The following is a 25,580-nucleotide window of genomic DNA, read 5'->3' on the forward strand; positions in this document are numbered from 1 at the left end:
TTAAGTGAACAGCATTGCAGCCAGGCTGGGGTTTGTTGTTTCTGGCTCACCGAAGAGACTGGTGAATCGCCTTCGGCTAGCGCTCAGATAAATTCGTAGGCGTCGCCGAAGATACGCTCGGGCTCGGCACCCAGCACCTTGAACTCCTCGCGAGCGGCACCCGCCATCTCGAAGCGACCGGCCACATAGATGTCATAGTCATGCAGACTGACGAAGTCATCCATGATGGCCTTGTGCACCAGGCCGGTCTTGCCGGTCCAGTCCGCTTGTGGCTCCTGTACCACGGGGATGAAGGTCAGCGGCGCATAATCGCGCTCCCACTGCTGCATCTGCCCCTGCTCATAGAGCCAGTGCGCCTGGCGCACGCCCCAGTAGAGGAACACCGGGCGCTTGCTACCGGTATCGATCAGATACTCCAGGATGGCACGGGCGTAGGAGAAACCGGTGCCGCCAGCCATCAGGATCAGGGGGCGTGGCGATTCGTCACGCAGGAACGCCTTGCCCGCCGCCAGTTCGATCTCGATCTCTCCCTGCTCGCGCATGCGGGCCAGCACCTGACCGGCGTAGGCGTTTTCCGGGGTGGCACCGATCTGCAGCTCCAGCACACCGGAGCGGGTCGGCGAGTTGGCGATGGAGAAGGGGCGCTTGTCCGAATCGCTCATCACCACCAGCAGATACTGGCCAGGCTTGAAGCTCACCGCTTGCTGCGGCGTCAGGGCCACGTGCCAGATGGTGTCGACATATTCGCGCAGTTCCTCTACGCGGCACTTGATACGTTGCATTCTTGTCCTTGTGAGGGGCCTGCCCGGCCCGCTTCGCTCATGGTTTCACTGTTTTTATGGCGACCAGTTGGTGGTCAAGTCAGTCGAGCATACCCAATTCGGCACGGCAATACCGCACTTTTGCGTCGATATGGCCGCCAGCCCGGGTGGGTCGCTCAGTCGAGGATCTTCAACTCGTCCCAGATCCCGTCGATCTTCTGCTTCACCGCCTCGTCCTGGACGATGGGCTGACCCCACTCCCGGTTGCTCTCCCCCGGCCACTTGTTGGTGGCATCCAGCCCCATCTTGGAGCCGAGCCCCGAGACCGGCGAGGCGAAGTCCAGGTAGTCGATGGGGGTGTGTTCGATCAGGGTGGTGTCCCGCGCCGGGTCCATCCGGGTGGTGATGGCCCAGATCACGTCCTTCCAGTCCCGGGCGTTGATGTCGTCGTCGCAGACGATCACGAACTTGGTGTACATGAACTGGCGCAGGAAGGACCAGACCCCCAGCATCACCCGCTTGGCATGGCCGGGATAACGCTTCTTGATGGTCACCACCGCCATCCGGTAGGAACAGCCTTCCGGCGGCAGGTAAAAGTCCACGATTTCGGGGAACTGCTTCTGCAGCAGCGGCACGAACACCTCGTTCAATGCCACTCCGAGCACGGCAGGCTCATCGGGCGGACGGCCGGTGTAGGTGCTGTGATAGATGGCATCACGGCGCATGGTCATGTGGGTGATGGTGAACACCGGGAACTCGTCTACTTCGTTGTAGTAGCCGGTGTGATCCCCGTAGGGGCCCTCGGGCGCCATCTCCCCCGGCCCCAGATAGCCTTCCAGCACGATTTCGGCGCTGGCGGGCACCTCAAGATCGCAGCTCAGGGCCTTCACCACCTCGGTGCGGCTGCCCCGCAGCAGGCCGGCGAAGGCGTACTCGGAGAGACTGTCCGGCACCGGCGTCACAGCGCCGAGTATGGTCGCAGGATCGGCGCCGAGCGCCACCGCCACCGGGAAACGCTCACCCGGGTGGGCCTCCTGCCACTCGCGAAAATCGATGGCGCCGCCGCGGTGATCCAGCCAACGCATGATCAGCTTGTTCTTGCCGATCTTCTGCTGACGGTAGATGCCGAGGTTCTGGCGCTTCTTGTAGGGGCCACGGGTGATGGTCAGGCCCCAGGTCACCAGGGGTGCCACATCGCCAGGCCAGCAGTGCTGGATCGGGATCTGGTCCAGATCCACCGCGTCCCCCTCCAGCACCACCTGCTGACAGGGGGCGGAGGAGAGCCGCTTGGTCGGCATGTTGAGTACCTGCTTGAAGATGGGCAGCTTCTCCATCAGCTCCTTGAGGCCGCGGGGCGGCTCGGGCTCCTTCAGGTAGGAGAGCCAGACCCCGACCTGGCGCAGGGCACCGACATTGGGCTGGCCCATGCCCATGGCGACCCGATCCGGGGTGCCAAACAGGTTGGTCAGCACCGGCATGGAGTAGCCTTTGGGATTCTCGAACAACAGGGCCGGGCCGCCCGCACGCAGGGTGCGGTCGCTGATTTCGGTCATTTCCAGATAGGGGTCTATCTCGCGGCTGATGCGCTTGAGCTGTCCGGTTTGTTCCAGCTGCGCGATGAAATCACGCAAGTCCTTGTATTTCATGCAGGTACCCTAGCGGGATCAGGAGGTTCCGCATTATAACCCTGGCCGCGTATCCGGTGTACCCGTATCGGGCAGCATCACGGACGAGGTGTGACGTCGCTCCTGCCGGGTAAGCCTGTCTGCCAGCTGGCCCAGCAACCTGGGCTCGTCCATCTGCAACAAGAGACCGGCCACCAGGCCGCCATATTGATGCTTGCCGAGCTCCGCCAGCAGATATTGCTGGGCACCGTCCGGCAGCGGTGAAAGCCGGCTGAGCTGCTGCAAGGCGGGGATCATCAGCCGCCCGTTGCGGCTGGCGGCGATCAGCAGATCGCTCGCCTCCTGGCCGGTATGGAAGCGGGGAATGGAGTGCAGGGCAGCCAGGCTGTCGTGATCTACGGGCTGGCGCCACAGCTTCAGATACAGTGCGGTGTCGCCCGTCCGCTCGATGAGGTGCAGCAGCAACTGGTTGTCAGGCAGGAAGAGATTGAGGGAGGCGAGTCGGCCGGCCTCGCGCCGCAGCACTGGAACGGGCTGGTCATCGAGCACGGCCAGCAGCGCCTGTTGCTGCCGGGCCAGCTCAGGGTTGCGGCTGTAGTAGAGCTGCTTGTAATCGAAGCGGTTCTGCTCCAGCAGTTGGCGGTAGTTGTCCTGCCAGGCCAGTTGCTGCCAGTGGTTGAGCACCAGCCGGGCCTCGGCGGCAAAATCATAGGCGGGCAGCTGGATCAGGAAACCGTCCACCTCCCCCTCCACCAGCCATTGCGGCGCCTTGGCGGCCTGCGCCCGCACCCAGGCCAGCAGGGCGGGACTGGGGGCATTCGAGGACTTGAGCCCGCTCAGCAACTGATGCAGCAAATACTCCCGCTGCCCCACCGACAGGGTCTCGAGCAGCGAGTCCATGGCATCAAACTGCCCCAATGCCATGCGGCTATCCAGGTACGCCCGGTGCCCCTCCAATCCCTCGTCCGCCACCAGAGGTGTCTGCAGCTGCGGCGGGGAGTCGGCATGCACAGGAGCAGCCAGCATCCAGCAGAGTCCGATGAGAAATACCAGCTTCATGACGTCCCTTTCCTTGTGACATCGAGGCTACATACTACTAAGCCAGCCGTGAAATAGATAAACAAAAACCGCGACCTGGGCCGCGGTTCTGTCATTCCAAGATGCAGTTATTTCTGCTGACGCTTCATGGAGTCGAAGAATTCGTCGTTGGTCTTGGTGGCTGCCAGCTTGTCGATGAGGAACTCGATGCTGTCGATCTCGCCCATGGGGTGAATGATCTTGCGCAGTATCCACATCTTCTGCAGCTCGTCCGGCGCGGTCAGCAGCTCTTCCTTGCGGGTGCCGGAGCGGGTGATGTCGATGGCCGGGTAGACGCGCTTCTCGGCAATCTTGCGCGAGAGGTGCAGTTCCATGTTGCCGGTACCCTTGAACTCTTCGTAGATGACTTCATCCATCTTGGAGCCGGTATCCACCAGTGCGGTGGCGATGATGGTCAGGCTGCCGCCTTCCTCAACGTTACGGGCGGCGCCGAAGAAGCGCTTGGGCCTGTGCAGGGCGTTGGCATCAACACCACCGGTCAGTACCTTGCCGGATGAGGGGATGACGGTGTTGTAGGCGCGCGCCAGACGGGTGATGGAGTCCAGCAGGATCACCACATCCTTCTTGTGCTCGACCAGACGCTTGGCCTTCTCGATCACCATGTCGGCAACCTGAACGTGGCGCGAAGCGGGTTCGTCGAAGGTGGAGGCGATCACTTCACCCTTCACCATACGCTGCATCTCGGTCACTTCTTCGGGACGCTCGTCGATGAGCAGCACAATCAGTTCACAGTCCGGGTGGTTGTAGGCGATGCTCTGGGCGATGTTCTGCAGCAGCATTGTCTTACCGGCCTTGGGCGGCGCGACGATGAGGCCACGCTGGCCTTTACCTATGGGGGCAGCCAGGTCCAGCACGCGGGCGGTGATGTCTTCGGTCGAGCCGTTGCCGCGCTCCATGCGCAGACGCTCGTTGGCGTGCAGGGGGGTCAGGTTCTCGAACAGGATCTTGTTGCGGACGTTTTCCGGGCGGTCGTAGTTGACCTCGTTGACCTTGAGCAGCGCGAAGTAGCGTTCGCCCTCTTTCGGTGGCCGGATCTTGCCGGAAACGGTATCGCCGGTTCGCAGGTTGAAACGGCGGATCTGGCTCGGGGAGACATAGATGTCATCCGGGCCGGCCAGATAGGAGCCGTCTGCACTGCGCAGGAAGCCAAAGCCGTCGGTCAGGATTTCCAGCACACCGTCGCCAAAGATATCCTCGCCACCCTTGGCGTGCGCCTTGAGGATCGCGAAGATGATGTCTTTCTTGTGCGCCCGAGCCAGATTTTCCAACCCCATGGATTCGCCAAGCTGTACCAGCTCAGACACAGGAGTGTTCTTTAGTTCAGTCAGATTCATAGTGGTGAGAGTCTGTAAGCAAGGATTGAAATGAGGAGACAGTCTGCTGGATTGATGCTGATCGGATTTGACTTGCCAGGCTGCTGTTAAGCAAGGAGTCAGGCAAAAAGGTTAGCAAACGAGCGATAAACTAGCACCAATCGGGATGAGCGTCTAGGTGATAAAACACAAGGAGCGCATTATTGCAATGCGCTCCTTCTTGATTATTACAGGTTACCGTCCAGGAACTCTTTCAGCTGAGTCTTGGACAGGGCGCCGACCTTGGTCGCTGCCACTTCGCCATTCTTGAACAGCAAGAGGGTCGGGATACCGCGAATGCCATACTTGGGCGGAGTGTCGGCGTTATGATCTATGTTCAATTTCGCCACGGTCACGCGACCGGCATATTCTTGGGCGACTTCGTTCAGGATCGGGGCAATCATCTTGCACGGACCGCACCATTCAGCCCAGAAATCGACCAGAACGGGGCTGTCGGCTTTGATTACATCGGCCTCGAAGCTGGCATCGCTCAGCTGAACAATCTTGTCACTCATCTCCAACTCCAGTCAGTAATTAAGGCTTTATTGATGGTTCAACAAAGGCAATAGTTGCCCTATTTGAAATGATCCTGTTTATTATTGCAAGCCTAACCTGATAACCTACCGCCATGAGCAAAACACATCTAACGACCGAAAAATTCGCCCAAATGGGCCTCGAACCCGAAGTTCTGGCTGGTCTGGAATCAAAGGGATTTCACTATTGTACGCCCATCCAGGCACTGTCTCTGCCGCTGCTGGTAGAAGGCCATGACCTCGCCGGTCAGGCCCAGACGGGGACCGGCAAAACCCTTGCCTTCCTGGCCGCGACCTTCAACTATCTATTGACCCATCCGCTGACCAGGCCGCGCCTCGTCAACCAGCCCCGCGCCATCATCATGGCCCCGACCCGGGAGCTGGCGGTCCAGATCTACAACGATGCAGAAGGCATGTCCGCCTCCACCGGGCTCAAGCTCGGCCTCGCCTATGGTGGCGAAGGCTATGACAAGCAGCTGGCCGTGCTGGAACAGGGTGTCGACATCCTGATCGGCACCACGGGCCGCATCATCGACTACTTCAAGTCCAATGTGATCGATCTGGGCAACATCCAGGTCGTGGTGCTGGATGAAGCGGATCGCATGTTCGATCTCGGCTTCATCAAGGACATCCGCTTCCTGTTCCGCCGCATGCCGCCCGCCACCGAGCGTCTGAGCATGCTGTTCTCCGCCACCCTCTCCCTGCGGGTGCAGGAGCTGGCCTACGAGCACATGAACCACCCGGAACACGTGCAGATCGAGCCGGAGCAGATGACCGGCGTGCGGATCAAGGAGGAGCTGTTCTACCCCTCCAACGAAGACAAGATGCTGCTGTTGCTCTCCCTGATGGAAGAGGAGTGGCCGGAAAAAGCCATCGTCTTCGCCAACACCAAGCATGTCTGCGAAGACGTGCATGCGTGGCTGGAGAACGACGGCCACCGCGTCGGCCTGCTGACCGGTGACGTGCCGCAGAAGAAGCGGATGAAGATCCTGGAAGACTTCACCAAGGGAACGCTGGACATCCTGGTCGCCACCGACGTGGCCGCCCGTGGTCTGCACATCCCCGACGTGACCCATGTCTTCAACTATGACCTGCCCGACGACGCCGAAGACTATGTACACCGTATCGGTCGTACCGGTCGTGCCGGCAAGAGCGGTCACTCCATCAGCCTGGCCTGTGAAGACTATGCCTTCAACCTGCCGGCCATCGAGGAGTACATCCACCACCCCATCCCGGTCAGCAAGTACGATCGTGAATCCCTGCTGGATGACGTAACCGCCCCGAAACGGGTGTTCCGCAACCGCCAGCCGGTGAACCGCAACATGCGGGATCGCCAGGGTGGTGGCAACAGCAACAACCGCCGCCGTCCGCCACGCAAGAACTGAGGGACTGGCCCAGTTGCACAACTCGCCTCTCTATGCCGCCATCGACCTCGGCTCCAACAGCTTTCACATGCTGGTGGTGCGCGAGGTCGCCGGTGCCCTGCGCACCGTCACCAAGGTCAAGCGCAAGGTTCGCCTCGCCGCCGGTCTCGATCCGGAATTTCGTCTCAGCCGTGCCGCCATGGAGCGGGGCTGGGACTGTCTGCGCCTGTTCTCCGAGCAGTTGCAGGACATTCCGTCCGACAACATCCGGGTGGTGGGTACCGCCACCTTGCGCCTCGCCACCAACGTCGATGAGTTCCTCAGCGAAGCGGAACGGGTACTCAACCACAGCATCGAGATCATCTCGGGCGAGGAAGAGGCCAAGACCATCTATGAAGGGGTCTCCTGGACCTCTGCCGGGGAAGGCAACCGGCTGGTGATCGACATCGGCGGCGCCAGTACCGAACTGGTGATCGGCGAGCACAGCGAAGCAAAACTGCTCAACAGCCTGCACATGGGCTGCGTCACCTGGCTCAACAATCATTTCGGTGACGGTGAGCTCTCCGAGGCCCGTTTCCAGCAGGCCATTGCCGCCGCCAAGGCGGTGCTGGAGAAGGTGGCGGAAGATTACCGCGCCCTCGGCTGGCGCACCTGCGTCGGCGCCTCAGGCACGGTGCAAGCGCTGCAGGAGATCATGCTGGCGCAAGGGAAGAGCGAGCGGGTCACCCTGCCGAAGTTGCAGGAGCTGATGGGTCAGGCCATCGCCTGTGGCAAGCTGGATCAACTTCAGCTGGAAGGGCTGGCGGCCGAGCGACTGACCGTGTTCCCCTCCGGCCTCGCCATCCTGATCGCCATCTTCGAGACCTTGGGGATAGAGAGCATGACCCTGGCGGGCGGCGCCCTGCGGGAAGGCCTGATCTACGGTCTGCTCGGCAACAATCACGACTGTGATGCCCGGGACAGAACCGCCGACAGCCTGATCAGCCGCTATCAGCTGGATAAAGAGCACGCCGAGCGGGTACGCGATACCGCCGTCCTGGCTTTCACCCAGTTACAGCCGGCCTGGCGTCTCTCCAAGCGTTACGGACGCCCGATCCTGCGTTATGCGGCTCTGCTGCACGAGATCGGCCTCTGCATCGAGTACAAGAAGGCGCCGCAACACGCTGCCTACATCATCGACAACATCGACATGCCGGGCTTCACCCCCGCGCAGAAGAAGCTGCTGTCGGCCCTGCTGTTCAACCAGCGGGACGACTTCAAGCTGGATACCCTGGAAAAACAGGGCGCCGTCACCGGTCGCCAGGCGATCCGGCTGGCCCGCATCCTGCGCATCGCGCTGATCCTCTGCATGCGCCGCACCCAGGGCACTGTGCCCAGCTTCACCCTGCAGGCCGAGGAGGAGTCACTGACTCTGACTCTGCCCAAGGGATGGATGGACGAACATTACCTGCGCGCCAGCGAACTGCGACTCGAAATGGAACGCCAGCAGAAGATGGGCTGGCCCACCCGCGTGCAGGAAGCCTGATTGGGCGCCACGCGCCCACTCTGCTCCTTTTCCCATCTGTTCCGACAATCTCTTTCGCAGCCAGGTTCGGCACCATTCAAGGCCTTTCCTTTGATTTTATTTAATTTTTAACCAAACCCCGGATCTCCGTTCCCTCCAGCCATCTAGCCTCTATCGCCAGCTCGGCTAGAGTTGGATTGTCTCTCCCATAGGAACGGAAACCATGAAACATTTGACCCTGATCGGCCTGACCGCCCTGCTGACCGCCTGTGGTGGCGGCAGCGACAGCAACGACAACCCACAGAACGCCCAGATGTCCCTGGCCTTCTCCGACGCCCCGGTGGATTCGGTCAGCAAGGTCTGCATCGCCGTTTCCAACATCAGCATCCATCCCGTCTCAGGCACAGAGCAGGCATGGAGCACCGCCAGCTTCCTGACCTCGGCCCAGGACGATGGCTGCACGCCGGCAGGGGAACTCATCCCCCTCGACAGCTCGGGACACCCGTTGTTTACCTACATCGACCTGCTGAAATACCCGGGCTCCGCCAGCCGCCCCCTGCTGGCCAGCCAGAGCGTGGTTCCCGGCGAATACAGCCAGATGCGGCTGCGGGTCCTGGATGGCCGGGATGCGGGCAACCAGTTTCTGGATGGCACCCCCTACTCCTACGTCAGGCAGGATGATGGTGTGATCAAGCCGCTGGAGGTCCCCAGCAATGAACTGAAGCTGGATGCCTTCACCATTGCCGCCAACGGTCTCAGCGCCTTCACCACCGAGTTCGACCTGCGTCACTCCATGGTATTGCCGGGCCATGAGGAGTATTACAAGCTCAAACCCAGAGGCGTGCGTCTGGTGAACAATACCGAGGTAGCGACCGTCAGTGGCACTGTGGCCGAGGGGCTCTGCGGTGGTCTGCTGACCGACAAGGCCTTCGTCTACTTCTACGACGAGTTGCGGCCGGTGGGGGATGATGCCTATCCCGACATGGCCGACCTCGACAACGGCTTCTATGCTAGCGCCCCCGTACTGCCCCTGGCTGGTGGTGGCTACGGCTACGAGCTGGGCTTCGTGAACCTCGGCAATTACGACATGACGCTGGTCTGCAACGGCGACGAGGATGATCCGGAACTGGCCGGCGACCCGCTGCAACTGGAGCAGGTGCTGAAGGCTCAGGCGGTGGTGGCTCCCACCACCAGCATCAACTTCCAGTAACGGGCCAGGGGATCAGGAGCGAGAAGCATCATGGCTGACTATCAACCCATCAGCTGTGACCTCTACGACTGGCTCGAGATCGCCGCCCGCTGGCAACTGCCGGTGATCCTCGCCAGCCGCGACGGTCGCCGGTGGGATGACAGGGTTCGCACCATAGAGGCCAGTGACGGCGTCGAGTATCTGCTGCTGGAGAGCGGTGAGCGCCTCAGCCTCGCCGATCTGGCAACCCTGGATCTCGTCTGGCAGGGGGAAGCGCGGCATATCCACTTCGCGCCCGCCAGCTGACCTCAAGGTAAAAAGGAGGGCCAACATAGGTTGGCCCTCCTTTTTTGTATCTCGACCCCGGCTGGCCTTAACCCGCCAGCGCCGCCATTACATAGACGTCGAAGCGGTTGCTCTTGGTCTCGATGGCCATGCTGGGTTTGTGCTCGTTGAGCCAGCCCGCGTAGTCCGGCCGCTTCACCACCACCCGCTTGTCCGCCATCTGCAGTGCCGCTGGCAGCAGGGCATCCGCATCAAGATCCGGCCCAACCAGGGACTGGAACACCCGCATCTCCTTCTTCACAAGGGCCGACTTCTGCTTGTGGGGGAACATGGGGTCCAGGTAGATAACCTCGGGCCGCTCCGGCAATGCCAGCAGGTTGTCCACCGCAGGCCCCTGCAGGAGATGCATGCGCTCGCTGACCCAGGAACCTATCTCGGGATCCTGCGCCGCCCGCGCCAGCCCGTCCTGCAACAGGGCCGCCACCACGGGGCTGCGCTCGATCAGGGTCACCTTGCAGCCGAGAGAGGCCAGCACGAAGGCATCGCGGCCGAGCCCGGCGGTGGCATCCACCACGGTCGGCATGGCTCCGGACTTCAACCCCACCGCCTTGGCGATGGACTGGCCCCGGCCGCCACCGAACTTGCGTCTGTGGGCCACGGCCCCCTCCACGAAGTCCACATAGACGCCGCCGAGCTTGGGTTCGTCCAGCTTGCGCAGCTCCAGTCTGGTGTCAGTCAGCACCAGCGCAAAAGGGGCGGGAAACGCCACCTCGGCCAGACGCAGTCGCAGGGCGTCCAGCTCGCCATCGCGGGCGGGCACTTCACTGAAAACCTGAATATGGGGCATAACGAAGACTCATGGCGGCACGGAAGCGGGCATGATAGCAGAAGCAGGGGATCAGCTCACCGTGGTCAGGTTGGCCAGGTTCATCCCCTGGCGGTTGAGGGTCAGGTATTCCACCAGATCGTCATAGGGCAGCGGGCGGCTGAGCAGATAGCCCTGAGTGAAGGCACAGCCCTTCTGACACAGGAAGTTGAGTTGCTCCCGGGTCTCCACCCCCTCGATCACCACCTGCATGCCGAGGTTGTGCACTATGTTGATGATGCCGTCCAGCAGCAGCCTGTCCTGCTCGTTGAAGGGGATGTGGCGCACGAAGGATCTGTCTATCTTGACCAGATCCACCGGGAAGGTACGCAGGTAGTTGAGCGCCGAGTAGCCGGTGCCGAAGTCGTCGATGGCCAGCTTGCAGCCCGCCTCGCGCAGGGCATCGATCCGCACCCTGTGCTGATCGCTGCTCTCCATCAACAGGGACTCGGTGATCTCTATGATGATGTCCGCCGGGTCCAGGTCGAAGTGACGGATCACCCTGAGCCACTCGTTCGCCTCGGGATCGATTGTCTGGAACTCCAGGGTGGAGCGGTTGATGGACATCTGCAGATCAGGGAAGCCGGACTTCTGCAACCGGGCCAGATCCCGGCACGACTGCCAGAGCACCAGCGCCCCCAATCCCTGGATGAGGCCAGCCTCCTCCGCCAGCGGAATGAAGTCCGCCGGTGAGACCTGTCCCCAGTGGGGGTGATACCAGCGCACCAGGGCCTCCAGCTTGGCGACCCGACCACTGCGATTGTCCCAGATGGGCTGATAGGCCATGGTCAGCTGCGCCAGCTTGATGGCCTCCGCCAGATCCTGCTGCATCTGGTGGCGCTGGCTCACCTCTTCGCGCATGGAGGCGCTGTAGGTACCGAGGGAGCGTCCCTGCCGCTTGGCAACGAACAGCGCCTGCTCGGCGTTGCGCAGCAGCTCGTCACCATCACCGCCGTCATAGGGACAGAGGGTTATGCCCATGGTCGCCGTCACATAGAGATGCTGGTTCGCCAGCATGAAGGGCCGGGCAAAGCCGCCGATCACCTGCTTGGCGAACACCTCGGCCTGGCGCCGGTTGACGATGCCTGGCACCAGAAAGGCAAACTCGTCGCCGCCGATGCGGGCCACCAGATCCTCGGTGCGCACCCGGCTCACCAGCCGATCCGACACCTCGCGCAACAGGGCGTCGCCGACATGGTGATCCATGCTGTTGTTGACCGCCTTGAAGTTGTTGAGATCCAGCACCATCAGGGCGAAGCGCTCCCCCCGCTCGCAGAAGCGGGTGAGGCAGCGACCAAACAACCAGCGGTTCGGCAGCCCGGTGAGGTTGTCGTAGTTCGCCTGGGCGGCGATCTTCTGCTCCGCCAGCTTGGTCTGGGAGAGATCGCTGAAGATGGCGATGTACTGGCTGATCCGCCCCCCCTCGCGCAAGGCGCTGATCATCAGCTGCTGAGGATAGAGTTTGCCGTTCTTGCGCTTGTTCCACACTTCACCACGCCAGATCCCTACGCGCTCGAGGGCGTGATACATGTCGGCGTAGAAGGTCTGATCGTGCAGCCCGGACTTGAGCATGCTGGGGCGCTGGCCGCAGGCCTCCTCCTCGCTGTAGCCGGTGATCTTCTCGAACGCCGGGTTCACCGAGATGATGCGGCTGTCGGCGTCGCACACCAGGATCGCCTCGGAGAGGTTGTCATAGACCCGGTGGGAGAGCTTGAGCTGTTCCGCATGGCGCTTGATGGGGTCGATATTCTCCAGCACCACCATCAGGTAGTCGGGATGCATCTGCTCGTTGCGGATCAGGGTCACCGTCACCCGGCCCCACAGCACGGAGCCATCCCGGTGCAGGTAGCGCTTCTCCTGGGTAAAGGCGGGGCGCTCTCCCCGCTTGAGCCCATCGTAGAGAGGGATGCTGGTCAGCCAGTCGTCGGGGTGGTTGAGCTCGGCGACGGTGAGCTGCTGCAGCTCCTGCTGGCTGTAACCCAGCATCTTTTCGATGGCCGGATTGACCCAGAGGATCCTGCCGTTCAGGTCGAGTTTGCCGATGCCGACCGGCGCATGGGACATCATGGTGTCCAGGAAGTGGGAATATTCCGGCTGAGCTGGTGACGGCGCCAGCAACTGCTGCTGATACATCAGGGCCAGTTCACGGCCGGCGAGCGGCGCCAACAGGCGCAGCAACCCCATGATCTTGTCCATTCTGGGGGTGGCCCGCTTGAACATGACGCTGCACAACCCCAGCGTCTCGCCCTCGGCGCTCTTCAGTGCAACGCCGGCATAACTCCTGACCTGGCAGCGCTCCAGCACGGCTGCATGGGGGAACAGCTCCCGGGTGCGATCGCTGAACCAGGCTTCCCCCTGTTGCATGACGATCTCACCCGGGGTATCCGCGAGAGGGAAGCTGTAGGAGTTGATGTCGAGGGAGGCGGGATAGGCGGCATGCACGGTAAAGAAGAGCCCGGCCTGATCCTTGCCTGAAATCAGGACGAAGTCAGCCCCGACCGCGTTGGCGATTTCACTCACAAAGGTATCGAAATATCCCTGACCACTCGAATGAGACAGGCTTGAGATGATTTGATAGACAGACTCGAGTGCTCGCCTCATGGCAAGGTTCTTTCTCTCCCAGGAAGGTAGAACCCGACTCTACTGAAGAGGCGGGGACAGTGCAAACATGCACTCCGCAAGATATTAAAAAGCCTTGAAAAAAGGGACCAAAAGGTCCCTTTTTCTCTCAAAAATCACGTTTCGATCCCACTATGCCGCAAATGTGTACCTGCTTGAAGCTCTCGCCATCGAGCGGTAAAGCATCCAGTTGGGGCTCTCGCCCGCAGCATAGACGGCGCCTCACGCGGCGATCCCGCTGTGGCGCAGCAAGGCATCCACCTTGGGCTCGCGGCCGCGGAAGGCACGGAACAGCTCCATCGGCTCTTTCGAGCCACCCTTCTCGAGAATGTTTTTCAGGAAGGATTGGCCGGTGGCCGGATTGAAGATCCCCTCCTCCTCGAAGCGGGAGAAGGCATCTGCGGAGAGCACCTCGGCCCACTTGTAGCTGTAGTAGCCCGCCGCATAACCCCCGGCGAAAATGTGGGAGAAGCTGTGCTGGAAGCGGTTGAACGCCGGCGGCGTCATCACCGCCACCTGGCTGCGCACTTCGCTCAGCAAGGCCGGGGTCTGCTCCGGATTGGCCGGGTCAAACTCCCGGTGCAGGCGGAAGTCGAACAGGGCGAACTCCAGCTGACGCAGCATCTGCATCGCCGCCTGGAAGTTGCGGGCAGTCAGCATCTTCTCCAGCAGATCCGCAGGCAGCGGCTCGCCGGTCTCGTGATGGCCGGAGATGAAGGCCAGCGCCTCGGACTCCCAGCACCAGTTCTCCAGGAACTGGCTCGGCAGTTCCACTGCGTCCCAGGCCACACCGTTGATGCCGGCGACACCGGCCACGTCGATGCGGGTCAGCATGTGGTGAATGCCGTGGCCGAACTCGTGGAACAGGGTGACCACCTCGTTGTGGGTGAACAGGGCGGGTTTGCCGTCCACCGGGCCGTTGAAGTTGCAGGTCAGGTAGGCTACCGGCTTTTGCAGGGAGCCATCCTGACGGTAGCGACGGCCGAGGCAGACATCCATCCAGGCGCCGCCCTGCTTGTGTTCGCGAGCATAGAGGTCGAGGTAGAAGCTGCCGCGCAGCTCGTCCTCGGCATCGAAGATATCGTAGAAGCGCACGTCCGGGTGCCAGGTGTCGATACCGAGGCGCTCGCGCACCTTGATGCCAAATACCCGTCTCACCACCTCGAACAGTCCCTTCACCACCTTGCTGGCGGGGAAGTAGGGGCGCAACTGCTCGTCGGAGATGGAGAACTTGTGCTGCTTGAGCTTCTCGGCGTAGTAAGCGAGATCCCAGGCCGCCAGCTCGCTCTGACCGTGTTGCTCGGCGGCGAAGGCGCGGATCTCTTCGAGCTCGGCCTTGCCCTGCGGCAGGGACTTGGCCGCCAGATCGGTGAGGAAGTTCACCACCTGCTCGGGCTTGTCCGCCATCTTGGTGGCCAAGGAGAGCTCGGCGTAGTTGGCAAAGCCGAGCAGTTGGGCCAGCTCGCGACGCAGGGTGAGCAGCTCGCTCATGATGGCGGAGTTGTCCCACTTGCCGGCATTGGGGCCCTGATCCGAGGCGCGGGTAGTGAAGGCCTCATACAGTTCGGCGCGCAATGCACGGTTGTCGGCATACATCATCACCGGCAGGTAGGAGGGAATATCCAGGGTGAACAGCCAGCCCTGCTGACCCTTCTGCTCCGCCAGCTGGCGGGCGGCGGCCTGCGCACTCTGCGGCAGACCGGCCAGCTCGGCCTCGTCGGTCACCAGCTTGCTCCAGCCCTGGGTCGCGTCCAGCACATTGTTGCTGAAGCGGGAGGCCAGCTCGGAGAGGCGGGCCTGGATCTCGCCGTAGCGCTGCTGCGCCTCGGTGGGCAGACCGATACCGGACAGGCGGAAGTCGCGCAGGGTATTGAGGATCTCCTTGCGCTGGGCACCACTCAACAAGGGGAAATCGTCGCTCTCGGAGAGCGTCAGGTAGGCCTGATAGAGGCCTTCATGCTGACCGACATAGGTCTGGAATTCGGACAGCAGCGGCAGGCAGGCGTCATGGGCGGCGCGCAGCGCCTCGCTGTTGAGCACGGCGTTGAGGTGGCTGACCGGCGACCAGATTCGAGACAGGCGGTCGTTGACCTCTTCCAGCGGGGCGATCAGGCTGTCCCAGGTGTGGGGATCCCGCTGAGCCAGCACATCCTCAATCTTCTGTTTGCAATCGGCGATGGCCTGCGTCACGGCAGCTTGCACCTGATCGGGCTGGATCTGGCTGAAAGGGGGCAGCGAGTCCATTGTCAGCAAAGGGTTAGTCATCTGCGGTACCTCTAAATGCTCTGCAGCCCCTGCCGTCCAGAAGCCTGCTTGGACCATCTAAGATGTAGGCAGAAACCCCATTTATCAAGCCTTTGCCGCCCAGAGCCGGGTCTGCTGCCCACATTTCGCAAAAACCTGCTCATTAATGCAGCAATTCGGCGTCCGGAGACGACAATGCCGGCACTTTGGCCGGCATTGTGGGGCATGGACGCTACCCGCCTCAGCGTTGGGCGTCCTCTTTCAACCACTGGGCTACCCGCTTGGCGAAGTAGGTGAGGATGCCGTCGGCACCGGCCCGCTTGAAGCAGAGCAGGGACTCCAGCACGCACTCCTTCTCCTTGAGCCAGCCATTCTGGATCGCCGCCATGTGCATGGCGTACTCGCCGCTCACCTGGTAGGCGAAGGTCGGCACCCCGAACTGATCCTTCACCTGACGGATCACGTCCAGGTAGGGCATGCCCGGCTTGACCATGACGCTGTCGGCCCCTTCGGCGATATCCAGCGCCACCTCGTGCAATGCCTCGTTGCCGTTGGCCGGATCCATCTGGTAGGTCGCCTTGTTGCTCTTGCCGAGGTTGGCGGCGGAGCCTACCGCATCGCGGAACGGGCCGTAGTAGCTGGAGGCGTACTTGGCGGAGTAGGCCATGATCTGGACGTTGACGAAGCCGTTCTCTTCCAGTGCGGCACGGATCGCCCCGATGCGGCCATCCATCATGTCGGACGGCGCCACTATGTCGGCCCCGGCGGCGGCGTGGGAGAGCGCCTGCTTCACCAGGATCTCGGTGGTGATGTCGTTCTGCACATAGCCTTCGTCATCGATGATGCCGTCCTGACCATGGGTGGTGAAGGGATCCAGCGCCACGTCGGTGATGACACCCAGCTCCGGGAAGCGAGCCTTGAGGGCACGGGTGGCCCGCTGGGCCAGCCCATCCGGGTTGTAGGCCTCTTCCGCCAGCAGACTCTTCTGCGCCAGCGGCGTCACCGGGAACAAGGCGATGGCGGGTACGCCGAGGGCCACCAGCTCTTCGGCTTCCGCCAGCAGCAGATCGATGGATAGCCTGTCCACCCCCGGCATGGAAGCGACGGCCTCACGCTGACCCTCCCCCTCCAGCACGAACACCGGATAGATGAGATCGTTGACGGTCAGCTGGTTCTCGCGCACCAGACGACGGCTGAAATCATGTTTGCGCACCCGGCGCAGGCGGCGACCCGGAAAGGCGCCCGGAAGAGTTATGGCCATGAATCACTCCAAAAGAGGAAGTTGGAAAAATGCGGCGGAGGTGGCCCGGGTATGGGCCAGCAAGGCCTCGGGCGCTTCACCACGGCAGGCCGCCACCACTTGGGCGATGTGCGGCAAAAAAGCGGGTTCGTTGCGTTTCGGTCTGGGTTTCAGATCCCTTGGCACCAGATAGGGAGCATCGGTCTCGATCATCAGCCGACCGGCGGGAATGCGCGCCACCTGCTCGCGCAGCAACTGGCCGCGGCGCTCGTCGCACAGCCAGCCGGTCACCCCGATATGCAGCCCCAGCGCCAGGCACTGGTCCAGCTCCTCATCCGACCCAGTGAAGCAGTGCAGCACAGCTCCCGGCAGCCTGGGCAACCAGGGACGGAGGATCTCGATGAAACGGGCATGGGCATCACGGCAGTGGAGAAACACCGGCATCCCGAGCTCGGCGGCCAGCTCCAGCTGGGCGTCGAATACCGCATCCTGCACCGGACGGGGGGAGAAGTCGCGGTTGTAGTCGAGGCCGCACTCGCCGATGGCCACCACCTGCGGCAGCGCCGCCAGCGTGCGCAAGGCGGGCAAAGTCTGTTCATCCACGCTCTTGGCATCATGAGGATGAACCCCGGCGGTGGAGAAGCAGTAACCGGGCCATTCGGCGGCCTGCTCCGCGCTCTCGCGGCTGCCGGCCAGATCGGTGCCGGTCAGGATCAGCGCCTCTACCCCGGCGGCGCGGGCGCGGGCCACCAGGTCGGCCTGTTCGCCTGCAAACTGGCTGCTGGTCAGGTTTACACCGATGTCGATCATGAGGTTAGCGGGTCCGAATAAAAGGAAGACATATCAGGTATTTGAAAACCATCTACTCAATGGGGCCTTACCATACGCCTCGAACGGATGCATGAAAAGAGGAAGGGAGCCTCAGCTCCCCTCTTCCGGTTGTTCCTGCTCCTCCTCGTCCTCTTTCTTCACATAGAAGCGGGCGAAGAACAGACCTATCTCCCACAGGGCCCACATGGGGATCGCGAGCAGGGTCTGGGAGAAGACATCGGGCGGGGTCAGCAGCATGCCGACCACGAACACCCCGACGATGACGTAGGGACGCTTCTCTTTCAGGCTCTTGGGGGTGGTGACCCCGGTCCAGCACAGCAGTATGGTGGCCACCGGTATCTCGAACGCCACCCCGAACGCGAAGAACAGGGTCAGCACGAAGTCCAGATAGCTGGCAATGTCGGTCGCCACCGTCACCCCGGCGGGGGCCGTGCTGGTGAAGAAGCCGAACACCAGGGGGAACACCACGTAATAGGCGAACGCCATGCCGGCATAGAAGAGCACGGCACTGGAAGCCACCAGCGGCATGACGAGGCGTCGTTCGTGCTGGTACAGGCCAGGGGCGATGAAGGCCCAGGCCTGATAGAGCAGATAGGGGATGGCCAGGAAGAAGGAGACCACCAGGGTCAGCTTGATGGGCGTGATGAAGGGGGTCGCCACATCCGTCGCTATCATGCTGGTCCCTTCAGGCAGCTGGCTGAGCAGCGGCCGGGCTACGAAGTCGTAGATGTCGTTGGAGAAATAGATGAGCGCGACGAACGCCAGCAGGATAGCCACCAGGGCTCGCATCAGCCTGGTTCTCAACTCGATCAGATGACTGATCAGGGGTTGCTCGGCCTGACTCATGGCTTCACCTCCCCTTTGCCAGCCGACTCGCTGACTGGCTCGCTCTCGCGCTGGCTGTTGACCGGCGGCACCGCGGTCAGCTGCACCGCAGGCGCCACCGGGGCGACGGGTTCAGCCTGGGCGACCGGATCGGGGCGTGGCGGGCGGATCTCGTTCTGCGCTTCCTGCTGTGGCTGATAGGGACGGTTCACCGACTGAGCCGCCGCCTTCAACTGCTCGATGGACTCCTGCAGCTCTGGACTCAGGTTGTTCATCTGCAACTGCTCGGCCTTCTTCAGATCATTGTGCAGCTCTTGCAACTTGAGCTCCTGCTCCAACTCTGTCTTGACCGAGTTGGCGGTACTGCGGATCAGCCTGATCCAGTGGCTGGCGGTACGGATGGCGACCGGCAACCGCTCTGGTCCCAGCACCACCAGTGCGACGACACCGATGACGACCAGTTCCCAAAAACCGATGTCGAACATGGCTTAGGCCTGATCTTTGTCTTTCTGCTTGGCGGTCTCGGCACTGCTGGCCGTCTCGTTCAGCTGCTTGGCCGGAAACTCCGCATCCTTCTGCTCAGGCTTGGCATCGGCCGGATCATCGGACAACGCCTTCTTGAACCCCTTCACCGCCGCCCCCAGATCGCCACCGATACCGCGCAGCTTCTTGGTACCGAACAGCAGCACGACAATGACTGCGATGATCAACAATTGCCAAATACTGATACCACCCATGACTTTCTCTCCAGGATAGGCGCCTGATGGCGCAGTTTAATTAATGAATGCGGGTCTTCAACCAGCCCAGCAGCCAGCATAACCCAGCGCCGGCGAGACTGATTTGTCCCCACTCAATATGTTGTTTCTGGGTCAGCAAGAATACACCCACCAACAGTAGGCTGGCTCCCACCCCTAAGAGGTAGCGGGCCTGCCCCTGACGGCGGCTGTGCAGGCGAAAATCGGCGAACATCTGCTCGAAGTGGTGCTGCTGATGCCGCGCCTGGCGCAGGGTCTCGTAGACCAGCTCCGGCAGCTCCGGCAGCTTCTCCGCCCAGAAGGGGGCCTTCTCTCTGATCGCATTGAGCACCGCCTTGGGGCCCACCTGCTGGTGCATCCAGCTTTCCAGGTAGGGCTTGGCGGTCTGCCACAGGTCCAGCTGGGGATAGAGCTGACGCCCCAGCCCTTCCACATAGAGCAGGGTCTTCTGCAGCAACACCAGCTGGGGCTGTACCTGCATGTTGAAGCGACGGGCGGTGTTGAACAGGTTGAGCAACACGTGACCGAATGAAATTTCGGAGAGAGGCTTCTCGAAGATGGGTTCCAGCACGGTGCGGATGGCGAACTCGAACTCGTCCACCTTGGTGTCGGGCGGTACCCAGCCGGACTCCACGTGCAACTGCGCCACCCGTTGATAGTCACGGTTGAAGAAGGCGAGGAAGTTCTCCGCCAGATAGCGCTTGTCTTCCCGGTTCAGGGTGCCGACGATGCCGCAGTCGATGCCTATCCAGAGTGGATTCTCCGGGTGCTCATAGGAGACGAAGATGTTGCCGGGGTGCATGTCCGCATGGAAGAAGCTGTCACGGAACACCTGGGTGAAAAACACCTCCACCCCGCGCTCAGCCAGCAGCTTCATGTTGGTGCCGTTGGCCTCCAGCGCGGCGATGTCGGAGACCGGAATGCCGTAGATGCGCTCCATCACCAGCACCTGCTCGCGGCAGTGATCCGTGTAGACCTCGGGCACATAGAGCGCCTCCGAGCCGGTGAAGTTGCGCCTCAGCTGGATGGCGTTGGCGGCTTCGCGCATCAGGTTCAGCTCGTCGAGTATGGTCTTGCGGTACTCCTCCACCACCTCGACGGGGCGCAGTCGTGCGCTCTGGGGCACAAAACGGGCCACCAGACGGGCCAGCGCCTGCATCAGGCGCAGGTCGGCCTCGATGATGGGCTCGATGTCGGGACGGATCACCTTGATCACGATCTCCCGGCCATTCTCCTTCAGGCGGGCGGTATGCACCTGGGCAATGGAAGCAGACGCCAGCGGCGTCTCGTCGAAGTCGTCAAACAGGGTTTCGATGGAGCAGCCCAGGCTCGCCTCGATCTGGCGTCTGGCCTCCTGTCCGCAGAAGGGGGGCACCCTGTCCTGCAGCAGGGCCAGCTCCTCGGCGATGTCCGGCGGCAGCAGATCCCGGCGGGTCGACAGCATCTGGCCGAACTTGATGAAGATGGGGCCCAGGGCCTCGAAGGCGAGGCGAATGCGGGCGCCCCGGCACAGCTCAGGTTGCTTGTTCTTGAGCCAGAACAGGCTGCGGCGCACCAGGCGTCCTGGCCAGGGTTGATAACGGGCGGGAACCAGCTCGTCGATGCCCTGCTCCAACAGGATGCTGACGATGCGATAGAGGCGCTTGAACTCCTTCGGGGTCATCAGCTCACCCGCTGTTCGAGTCGTGCCAGCCGTAACTCGACCGCCTTCATCTGTTGTGCCAGCACCTCGACGTCGTCGTTGAAGCTGGCCACTTCCAGCGGGCCAGGGGCGAGACGGGCCTCCTCGGTGAGGAATTCGGCCAGCTGACGCTGGGAGCGGCACAGCTCGCGGCCTATCACGCGACGGGCCTGCCGGGCGCCGCCACACAGGGTATGAGCCAGCACGTCGCCGGTATAGCGCGACAGCTCCTCTTCCCAGTCGATGTCCAGCTCCCCCAGCAGGGCGCTGAAGGCTTGCACCAGTTGCGGGTCGCCGCTCAAGTCCAGCTTCTCCTCGCGGATATAGCGGGTCAGAGCGGAAGGGTCTTTCAGCAGGCCGATCGCCGTCAGCGAGAGGCTCAGCACGGCGTCGGGTTCCCCCTCATAGCGGGCCAGCACGTCCAGTCGACGCTCGGAGAAGACAAACCAGAGCGGCTTGAGCTCACGCAGCTCCAGCTTGAGCACCTTGCCCGCGAGCTTGCGCAGCCGTGCCGGACTCTGCTTGTCGAGATTGAGCAACTGGTTGAGGCTGGCTTCGATCACCGCGGTGACCATGGCATCCATCGGCATAGGCGACCTTAAAACTTGTAACCACGGTGCAGGGCGACCACACCCTGAGTCAGGTTGTAGAACTCCACCTGCTCGAAGCCGACCTGCTCCATCATGCCCGCCAGGGTCTGCTGATCCGGATGCATGCGAATGGATTCCGCCAGATACTTGTAGCTTTCTCCGTCGTTCGCGACGATTTCGCCCATTTTCGGCAGCAGTTTGAAGGAGTAGAGATCGTAGAGCTTGGCGATCACCTCGCTGGCGGGTTTGGAGAACTCCAGCACCAGCAGGCGACCACCCGGCTTGAGCACCCGGAACATGGAGGCCAGCGCCTTGTCCTTGTCGGTCACGTTGCGCAGGCCGAACCCTATGGTGATGACGTCGAAGTGATTGTCCGGGAAGGGCAGTGCCTCGGCATTGGCCTGCACGTAGGAGACGTTGTTCGCCACCCCCAGGTTGCGCAGCTTGTCGCGACCCACCTTGAGCATGGAGTCGTTGATGTCCGCCAGCACCACCTGGCCGGACTCGCCGACGATGCGGGAAAACTTGGCGGTCAGGTCGCCGGTGCCACCGGCCAGATCCAGCACCTTCTGACCCTTGCGCACACCGGAGCAGTCGATGGTGAAGCGCTTCCACAGGCGGTGAATGCCGAATGACATCAGATCGTTCATCAGATCATACTTGGCCGCCACCGAATGAAAGACGCCAGCCACCAGAGTTTCCTTCTCGGTCGCCGCCACGGTTTTATAGCCAAAATGCGTAGTATTAGTCTGTTCCGACATCCCTAAAACACCCATAGAGCAAAGAATGGCCGCCAGTTTACCAGAGCCGGTGACCCGCGGACACCTTAAACCCGGCTGGCAACCAACTGCATCCCCAGCATCACCATGGCCAGACAGAGGAACAGATTGAGACCGATATTGAGCAGTGCCTTCAGATAGGCTCCGTGTTGAGCCAGCACCACGGTATCGAGGGCAAAAGAAGAAAATGTGGTCAGGGCACCGAGGATACCCACCATCAGCAGTGGTTTCATGGGGTGTTCCACCACATGGCCCTGACTGATGAGCGCAAAAGCAATGCCCATGATGAAAGACCCCACCACGTTGACCACCAGAGTCCCGTAAGGAAAGTGGCGTCCCAGCAGCAGTGCCATCAACTCGGCGATACCAAAACGAAGGCAGGCGCCGATGGCGCCGCCTGCCGCGACAAATAACCAGGTTTGCATGGGGCAGCTCCATAAGTGTCAGGCCGACATTATGCAAAATGCCGGCAAGCTGGGATAGCTGGGCAATTAATCTGTGCGGGGGGACCACCTCATCGGCGAAAATCTACCGGCTCGATCTGCTCCAGATGAAGAGAGGTCTGGGCGGGGCGGGTCTGCGCAATCACGCGGCCGTGGCGGATGGAGTAGCGCACCTGCACCTGACGACGCACCGCATCGAAGCCGTTGTCGGCAGGCAGGATCAGCAAGTTGGCCGGTTTGCCCACCTCGATGCCATAGCGATCCTGCACGTTCAGGGTGCGGGCGCTGTGGCTGCTGATGAGCTTCAAGCCGTCGTTGATCTGCTCGTAGCCCATGATCTGGCAGACATGCAGCCCCATGTGCAGCACCTGCAACATGTTGGCCGTGCCCATGGGATACCAGGGATCGAACACATCGTCGTGACCGAAACAGACGTTGATGTTCGCCTCCAGCATCTCCTTCACCCGGGTGATGCCGCGGCGCTTGGGGTAGGTATCGAAACGTCCCTGCAGGTGAATGTTCACCAGCGGATTGGCCACGAAGTTGATGTCCGCCATCTTGAGCAGCCGGAACAGGCGGGAAGCATAGGCCCCGTTGTAGGAGTGCATGGCGGTGGTGTGGCTGGCGGTGACTCTATGACCGATACCGCGCTCGTAAGCCAGGGTCGCCAGGGTCTCGATGAAGCGAGACTGCTCGTCATCGATCTCGTCGCAGTGCACATCGACCAGAACCTGATACTTCTCGGCAAGATCGAAGATGTAGTGCAGACTTTCGACCCCATACTCCCGGGTAAACTCGAAATGGGGGATCGCGCCAATCACGTCGGCCCCCAGCTTGAGCGCCTCCTCCAGTAATGCCTTGCCGTTGGGATAGGAGAGGATCCCCTCCTGCGGGAAGGCGACGATCTGCAGCTCGACCCACGCCTTCATCTCTTCCCGCACTTCCAGCATCGCCTTCAGGGCAATCAGATTGGGGTCGGAGACATCGACATGGGTGCGGACGAACTGGATGCCGTTGGCGATCTGCCATTTCAGCGTCTGGATGGCGCGCCGCTTCACATCTTCGTGGGTCAGCAGCGCCTTGCGCTCGGCCCAGCGCTCGATCCCCTCGAACAGGGTGCCGGAGAGGTTCCAGCTCGGCTCGCCCGCCGTCTGGGTGGTATCGAGGTGAATATGGGGCTCGATAAAGGGCGCGATGGCCAATCCCCCCTCCCCGTCCAGCACCCGACCGGCGACTGCATGTTCGTCATGGGGTTCGATGGCGGTGATGACCCCATCCTGACAGCGGATCTGCCACAACCCTTCCCGATCGGCAAAACGAATATGTTGAATCAGCATTTGCTAGCTTCCTGTACCAGAACCGGTCGCTGGGTGAGGCGAACCAGAATGAAATAGATGAAGGCGGCGCCCAATACCGCGTTGAGTGGCACTATGCCTGGCAGCCATTTACCAACAGCCACCCCGATTGCCGTGGCGACCAGTGCCTGCCAACGTACCGCCTCGAACTGTTGATCGGCAAACTGGCGATAACGTTCACGATTGAGCAGGAAATCCATGATGATAATGCCACCGATCGGCGGGATTGCCGTACTCAAAAAGGCCAGCCAGCCGACAAAGTTGTTGTAGAGCCAGAGGGCACATGCGGTACCAATCAACCCGTTGATCACGCTGAGTGGCTTGCTCTTGAGGCCGGTAATGTTGGCAAAACCGAGGCCAGAGGCGTAGAGGGCGTTGTCGTTGGTGGTCCAGATATTGAGACCCAGCACCAGAATGGCGGGGATCAGCAGCCCTTGCATCAGCATCACTTCCGATATATCAGCCTGCCCGGTCACTGCCGCACCAGCCGCACCGAAGACGAACATCAGAGTGTTGCCCAAAAAAAACGCCACCATGGTAATCATGACGGCGCCCCAGGGTTTACGACCAAATCGAACAAAGTCGGCGGTCAAGGTTCCTGCACTGATAAAGGAACCGACCACCATGGTCAGCGCCGTGGAGAACTCGATGGGATTGCTTGGTTGCACTTGCTGCAACGCCGCCATGCCACCGGTCGAGGTCACCGCCAGCCAGACCGAGTAGCCACCAAGCAGTGCAATGGCTGGTACGGCGACAAAGCTCAGAACCATCAGAGCGGAGATCCCGAAGTAAACGGTTACCGTCATTAAAACACCCGAAATGGCGATCAGCCAGTTCACATCGATCCCGGTCGCCTTCTGCACCGGCAGCGCAAACATCGCCACGCCAACACCGAACCAGCCGACCTGAGTGCCACCCAGGAGTAAAGAAGGTAGCCAGGAACCTTTCACCCCAAAGGAGTAACGGGCCAGTAGGTGGGTAGAGAGACCGGTTGAAGCACCGATATAACCGAGACAGGCGGTATAGATCCCCAGCAACAAGTTGCCGATCAGTACCGCCTTGATGAAGTCATCGAACGCCAGCCCGGTACCCAGCGTCCCGCCAGTCCACATGCTGGCAGAGAAGAACGTCAAGCCTAGCATCACCAGCATCAGCGACAGCACACCTTTGCGCCCTTTGGCGGGAACCGCCCCCAAACAGTATTCATTATCCTGCGCCATGCTCTCTCTCCACGTAATAGGCAAAACGCGCCGGATTTTACAGGTAAAACGTTTTACGTCAATCAAGTACGGCCAAATATCTGGATAAAAATATCAATAGCAGTCAAGCGAGTAACATCAGCTTAAAAACGCTGATTGCAAGCATAGGGAGCATGGGACAAGGAATATCACAAGAAATGAAGAAACTGACAGAAACAAAAAAGCCTCCCTTTTCAGGGAGGCTTTCGTTTTCATGGTGCTGATACCCAGAGTCGAACTGGGGACCTCATCCTTACCAAGGATGCGCTCTACCAACTGAGCCATATCAGCACACTAACCAGTAAAGACCGCACTGTGTGCGCTATCTAAATCTCTTGTCCAACACAACCTGACGTTGTATCGCGACCAACCACATCGCTGTGATTGCTTAATTGAAGCCTGGC

23 protein-coding genes and 1 tRNA gene are annotated in these 25,580 nt (G+C 61.3%); 4 read left to right on the forward strand and 20 right to left on the reverse strand.

Features of this window, described 5'->3' with window-relative positions; all coding sequences use genetic code 11:
- Positions 1 to 83: 83 nt before the first annotated feature.
- The 5 genes from fre to trxA all read right to left on the reverse strand — a co-directional run bounded on the left by fre (position 84) and on the right by trxA (position 5,351).
- Positions 84 to 782, reverse strand: coding sequence for an NAD(P)H-flavin reductase (gene fre / locus BN1127_RS04650; protein WP_042648685.1), 699 nt, complete (start codon positions 780 to 782; stop codon positions 84 to 86).
- A 155-nt stretch (positions 783 to 937) separates the two neighbouring features.
- On the reverse strand, positions 938 to 2,407 hold the full coding sequence (ubiD, locus tag BN1127_RS04655; RefSeq protein ID WP_042648686.1) for a 4-hydroxy-3-polyprenylbenzoate decarboxylase: 1,470 nt from the start codon (positions 2,405 to 2,407) through the stop codon (positions 938 to 940).
- Positions 2,408 to 2,440: 33 nt separating this feature from the next.
- Complete coding sequence (locus BN1127_RS04660) at positions 2,441 to 3,445, reverse strand: hypothetical protein (RefSeq protein ID WP_042648687.1); 1,005 nt, start codon at positions 3,443 to 3,445, stop codon at positions 2,441 to 2,443.
- Positions 3,446 to 3,552: 107 nt separating this feature from the next.
- Positions 3,553 to 4,818, reverse strand: coding sequence for a transcription termination factor Rho (rho, locus tag BN1127_RS04665; RefSeq protein ID WP_041206691.1), 1,266 nt, complete (start codon positions 4,816 to 4,818; stop codon positions 3,553 to 3,555).
- Positions 4,819 to 5,024: 206 nt separating this feature from the next.
- Entirely contained in the window at positions 5,025 to 5,351 is a 327-nt protein-coding gene (gene trxA / locus BN1127_RS04670) for a thioredoxin TrxA (protein WP_025328829.1), read from the reverse strand.
- A 113-nt stretch (positions 5,352 to 5,464) separates the two neighbouring features.
- Between trxA and rhlB the strand changes: the two genes are divergently transcribed.
- From rhlB to BN1127_RS04690, 4 genes are all read left to right on the forward strand, one after another.
- Entirely contained in the window at positions 5,465 to 6,754 is a 1,290-nt protein-coding gene (gene rhlB, locus BN1127_RS04675; protein WP_042648688.1) for an ATP-dependent RNA helicase RhlB, read from the forward strand.
- A 13-nt stretch (positions 6,755 to 6,767) separates the two neighbouring features.
- Positions 6,768 to 8,258 (forward strand): guanosine-5'-triphosphate,3'-diphosphate diphosphatase, encoded by a 1,491-nt coding sequence (gppA, locus tag BN1127_RS04680; RefSeq protein ID WP_005328890.1) that lies wholly within the window; start codon positions 6,768 to 6,770, stop codon positions 8,256 to 8,258.
- A 202-nt stretch (positions 8,259 to 8,460) separates the two neighbouring features.
- A complete protein-coding gene (locus BN1127_RS04685; RefSeq protein WP_042648689.1) occupies positions 8,461 to 9,447 on the forward strand; it encodes a DUF4382 domain-containing protein in 987 nt (328 codons plus the stop codon).
- A 30-nt stretch (positions 9,448 to 9,477) separates the two neighbouring features.
- Positions 9,478 to 9,732: a Rho-binding antiterminator gene (locus BN1127_RS04690; RefSeq protein ID WP_042648690.1), complete on the forward strand. Its 255-nt coding sequence runs from the start codon at positions 9,478 to 9,480 to the stop codon at positions 9,730 to 9,732.
- Between the two features lie 67 nt (positions 9,733 to 9,799).
- On the opposite strand, the gene BN1127_RS04695 is transcribed toward BN1127_RS04690, so the two are convergent.
- The 15 genes from BN1127_RS04695 to BN1127_RS04765 form a co-directional block, all read right to left on the reverse strand.
- On the reverse strand, positions 9,800 to 10,558 hold the full coding sequence (locus tag BN1127_RS04695; RefSeq protein ID WP_249366330.1) for a class I SAM-dependent methyltransferase: 759 nt from the start codon (positions 10,556 to 10,558) through the stop codon (positions 9,800 to 9,802).
- A gap of 51 nt (positions 10,559 to 10,609) precedes the next feature.
- Positions 10,610 to 13,177: a sensor domain-containing phosphodiesterase gene (locus BN1127_RS04700; protein ID WP_042648691.1), complete on the reverse strand. Its 2,568-nt coding sequence runs from the start codon at positions 13,175 to 13,177 to the stop codon at positions 10,610 to 10,612.
- A gap of 240 nt (positions 13,178 to 13,417) precedes the next feature.
- Positions 13,418 to 15,460 (reverse strand): oligopeptidase A, encoded by a 2,043-nt coding sequence (gene prlC / locus BN1127_RS04705; RefSeq protein ID WP_042648692.1) that lies wholly within the window; start codon positions 15,458 to 15,460, stop codon positions 13,418 to 13,420.
- A 220-nt stretch (positions 15,461 to 15,680) separates the two neighbouring features.
- Entirely contained in the window at positions 15,681 to 16,700 is a 1,020-nt protein-coding gene (gene hemB / locus BN1127_RS04710) for a porphobilinogen synthase (RefSeq protein WP_005328874.1), read from the reverse strand.
- Positions 16,701 to 16,703: 3 nt separating this feature from the next.
- Positions 16,704 to 17,489: a TatD family hydrolase gene (locus BN1127_RS04715; protein ID WP_005328873.1), complete on the reverse strand. Its 786-nt coding sequence runs from the start codon at positions 17,487 to 17,489 to the stop codon at positions 16,704 to 16,706.
- A gap of 111 nt (positions 17,490 to 17,600) precedes the next feature.
- The gene (tatC, locus tag BN1127_RS04720; RefSeq protein WP_005328872.1) at positions 17,601 to 18,356 is read right to left on the reverse strand and encodes a twin-arginine translocase subunit TatC; all 756 of its coding nucleotides are present in this window, start codon (positions 18,354 to 18,356) and stop codon (positions 17,601 to 17,603) included.
- Positions 18,353 to 18,820 carry a Sec-independent protein translocase protein TatB gene (gene tatB, locus BN1127_RS04725; protein WP_005328871.1) on the reverse strand — a complete coding sequence of 156 codons (468 nt, stop codon included), beginning with the start codon at positions 18,818 to 18,820 and terminating at the stop codon, positions 18,353 to 18,355. Before tatB ends, tatC begins: the two co-directional genes overlap by 4 nt.
- A 3-nt stretch (positions 18,821 to 18,823) precedes the next feature.
- Complete coding sequence (tatA, locus tag BN1127_RS04730) at positions 18,824 to 19,072, reverse strand: Sec-independent protein translocase subunit TatA (RefSeq protein WP_025328841.1); 249 nt, start codon at positions 19,070 to 19,072, stop codon at positions 18,824 to 18,826.
- Between the two features lie 40 nt (positions 19,073 to 19,112).
- Positions 19,113 to 20,753: a ubiquinone biosynthesis regulatory protein kinase UbiB gene (gene ubiB / locus BN1127_RS04735; protein ID WP_005328868.1), complete on the reverse strand. Its 1,641-nt coding sequence runs from the start codon at positions 20,751 to 20,753 to the stop codon at positions 19,113 to 19,115.
- On the reverse strand, positions 20,753 to 21,361 hold the full coding sequence (locus BN1127_RS04740) for a ubiquinone biosynthesis accessory factor UbiJ (RefSeq protein WP_042648693.1): 609 nt from the start codon (positions 21,359 to 21,361) through the stop codon (positions 20,753 to 20,755). Before BN1127_RS04740 ends, ubiB begins: the two co-directional genes overlap by 1 nt.
- 8 nt (positions 21,362 to 21,369) lie before the next feature.
- On the reverse strand, positions 21,370 to 22,122 hold the full coding sequence (gene ubiE, locus BN1127_RS04745) for a bifunctional demethylmenaquinone methyltransferase/2-methoxy-6-polyprenyl-1,4-benzoquinol methylase UbiE (RefSeq protein ID WP_041206685.1): 753 nt from the start codon (positions 22,120 to 22,122) through the stop codon (positions 21,370 to 21,372).
- Between the two features lie 65 nt (positions 22,123 to 22,187).
- Complete coding sequence (gene crcB, locus BN1127_RS04750) at positions 22,188 to 22,565, reverse strand: fluoride efflux transporter CrcB (RefSeq protein ID WP_005328863.1); 378 nt, start codon at positions 22,563 to 22,565, stop codon at positions 22,188 to 22,190.
- Between the two features lie 89 nt (positions 22,566 to 22,654).
- On the reverse strand, positions 22,655 to 23,920 hold the full coding sequence (locus tag BN1127_RS04755; RefSeq protein WP_042648694.1) for a cytosine deaminase: 1,266 nt from the start codon (positions 23,918 to 23,920) through the stop codon (positions 22,655 to 22,657).
- Entirely contained in the window at positions 23,914 to 25,158 is a 1,245-nt protein-coding gene (codB, locus tag BN1127_RS04760; protein ID WP_042648695.1) for a cytosine permease, read from the reverse strand. Before codB ends, BN1127_RS04755 begins: the two co-directional genes overlap by 7 nt.
- Positions 25,159 to 25,391: 233 nt before the next feature.
- Positions 25,392 to 25,467, reverse strand: a tRNA-Thr gene (locus BN1127_RS04765).
- Positions 25,468 to 25,580 lie beyond the last annotated feature (113 nt).

Origin of the sequence: Aeromonas media (genome assembly GCF_000819985.1) — a bacterium.
In the GTDB taxonomy this organism is placed as follows: domain Bacteria; phylum Pseudomonadota; class Gammaproteobacteria; order Enterobacterales; family Aeromonadaceae; genus Aeromonas; species Aeromonas media.

Bases quoted from the DNA above. Each gene is read 5' to 3' on its own strand.
- fre (WP_042648685.1), bottom strand. From the start codon at position 782: ATGCAACGTATCAAGTGCCGCGTAGAGGAACTGCGCGAATATGTCGAC.
- ubiD (WP_042648686.1), bottom strand. From the start codon at position 2,407: ATGAAATACAAGGACTTGCGTGATTTCATCGCGCAGCTGGAACAAACC.
- BN1127_RS04660 (WP_042648687.1), bottom strand. From the start codon at position 3,445: ATGAAGCTGGTATTTCTCATCGGACTCTGCTGGATGCTGGCTGCTCCT.
- rho (WP_041206691.1), bottom strand. From the start codon at position 4,818: ATGAATCTGACTGAACTAAAGAACACTCCTGTGTCTGAGCTGGTACAG.
- trxA (WP_025328829.1), bottom strand. From the start codon at position 5,351: ATGAGTGACAAGATTGTTCAGCTGAGCGATGCCAGCTTCGAGGCCGAT.
- rhlB (WP_042648688.1), top strand. From the start codon at position 5,465: ATGAGCAAAACACATCTAACGACCGAAAAATTCGCCCAAATGGGCCTC.
- BN1127_RS04685 (WP_042648689.1), top strand. From the start codon at position 8,461: ATGAAACATTTGACCCTGATCGGCCTGACCGCCCTGCTGACCGCCTGT.
- BN1127_RS04690 (WP_042648690.1), top strand. From the start codon at position 9,478: ATGGCTGACTATCAACCCATCAGCTGTGACCTCTACGACTGGCTCGAG.
- BN1127_RS04695 (WP_249366330.1), bottom strand. From the start codon at position 10,558: ATGCCCCATATTCAGGTTTTCAGTGAAGTGCCCGCCCGCGATGGCGAG.
- BN1127_RS04700 (WP_042648691.1), bottom strand. From the start codon at position 13,177: ATGAGGCGAGCACTCGAGTCTGTCTATCAAATCATCTCAAGCCTGTCT.
- prlC (WP_042648692.1), bottom strand. From the start codon at position 15,460: ATGACTAACCCTTTGCTGACAATGGACTCGCTGCCCCCTTTCAGCCAG.
- hemB (WP_005328874.1), bottom strand. From the start codon at position 16,700: ATGGCCATAACTCTTCCGGGCGCCTTTCCGGGTCGCCGCCTGCGCCGG.
- BN1127_RS04715 (WP_005328873.1), bottom strand. From the start codon at position 17,489: ATGATCGACATCGGTGTAAACCTGACCAGCAGCCAGTTTGCAGGCGAA.
- tatC (WP_005328872.1), bottom strand. From the start codon at position 18,356: ATGAGTCAGGCCGAGCAACCCCTGATCAGTCATCTGATCGAGTTGAGA.
- tatB (WP_005328871.1), bottom strand. From the start codon at position 18,820: ATGTTCGACATCGGTTTTTGGGAACTGGTCGTCATCGGTGTCGTCGCA.
- tatA (WP_025328841.1), bottom strand. From the start codon at position 19,072: ATGGGTGGTATCAGTATTTGGCAATTGTTGATCATCGCAGTCATTGTC.
- ubiB (WP_005328868.1), bottom strand. From the start codon at position 20,753: ATGACCCCGAAGGAGTTCAAGCGCCTCTATCGCATCGTCAGCATCCTG.
- BN1127_RS04740 (WP_042648693.1), bottom strand. From the start codon at position 21,361: ATGCCGATGGATGCCATGGTCACCGCGGTGATCGAAGCCAGCCTCAAC.
- ubiE (WP_041206685.1), bottom strand. From the start codon at position 22,122: ATGTCGGAACAGACTAATACTACGCATTTTGGCTATAAAACCGTGGCG.
- crcB (WP_005328863.1), bottom strand. From the start codon at position 22,565: ATGCAAACCTGGTTATTTGTCGCGGCAGGCGGCGCCATCGGCGCCTGC.
- BN1127_RS04755 (WP_042648694.1), bottom strand. From the start codon at position 23,920: ATGCTGATTCAACATATTCGTTTTGCCGATCGGGAAGGGTTGTGGCAG.
- codB (WP_042648695.1), bottom strand. From the start codon at position 25,158: ATGGCGCAGGATAATGAATACTGTTTGGGGGCGGTTCCCGCCAAAGGG.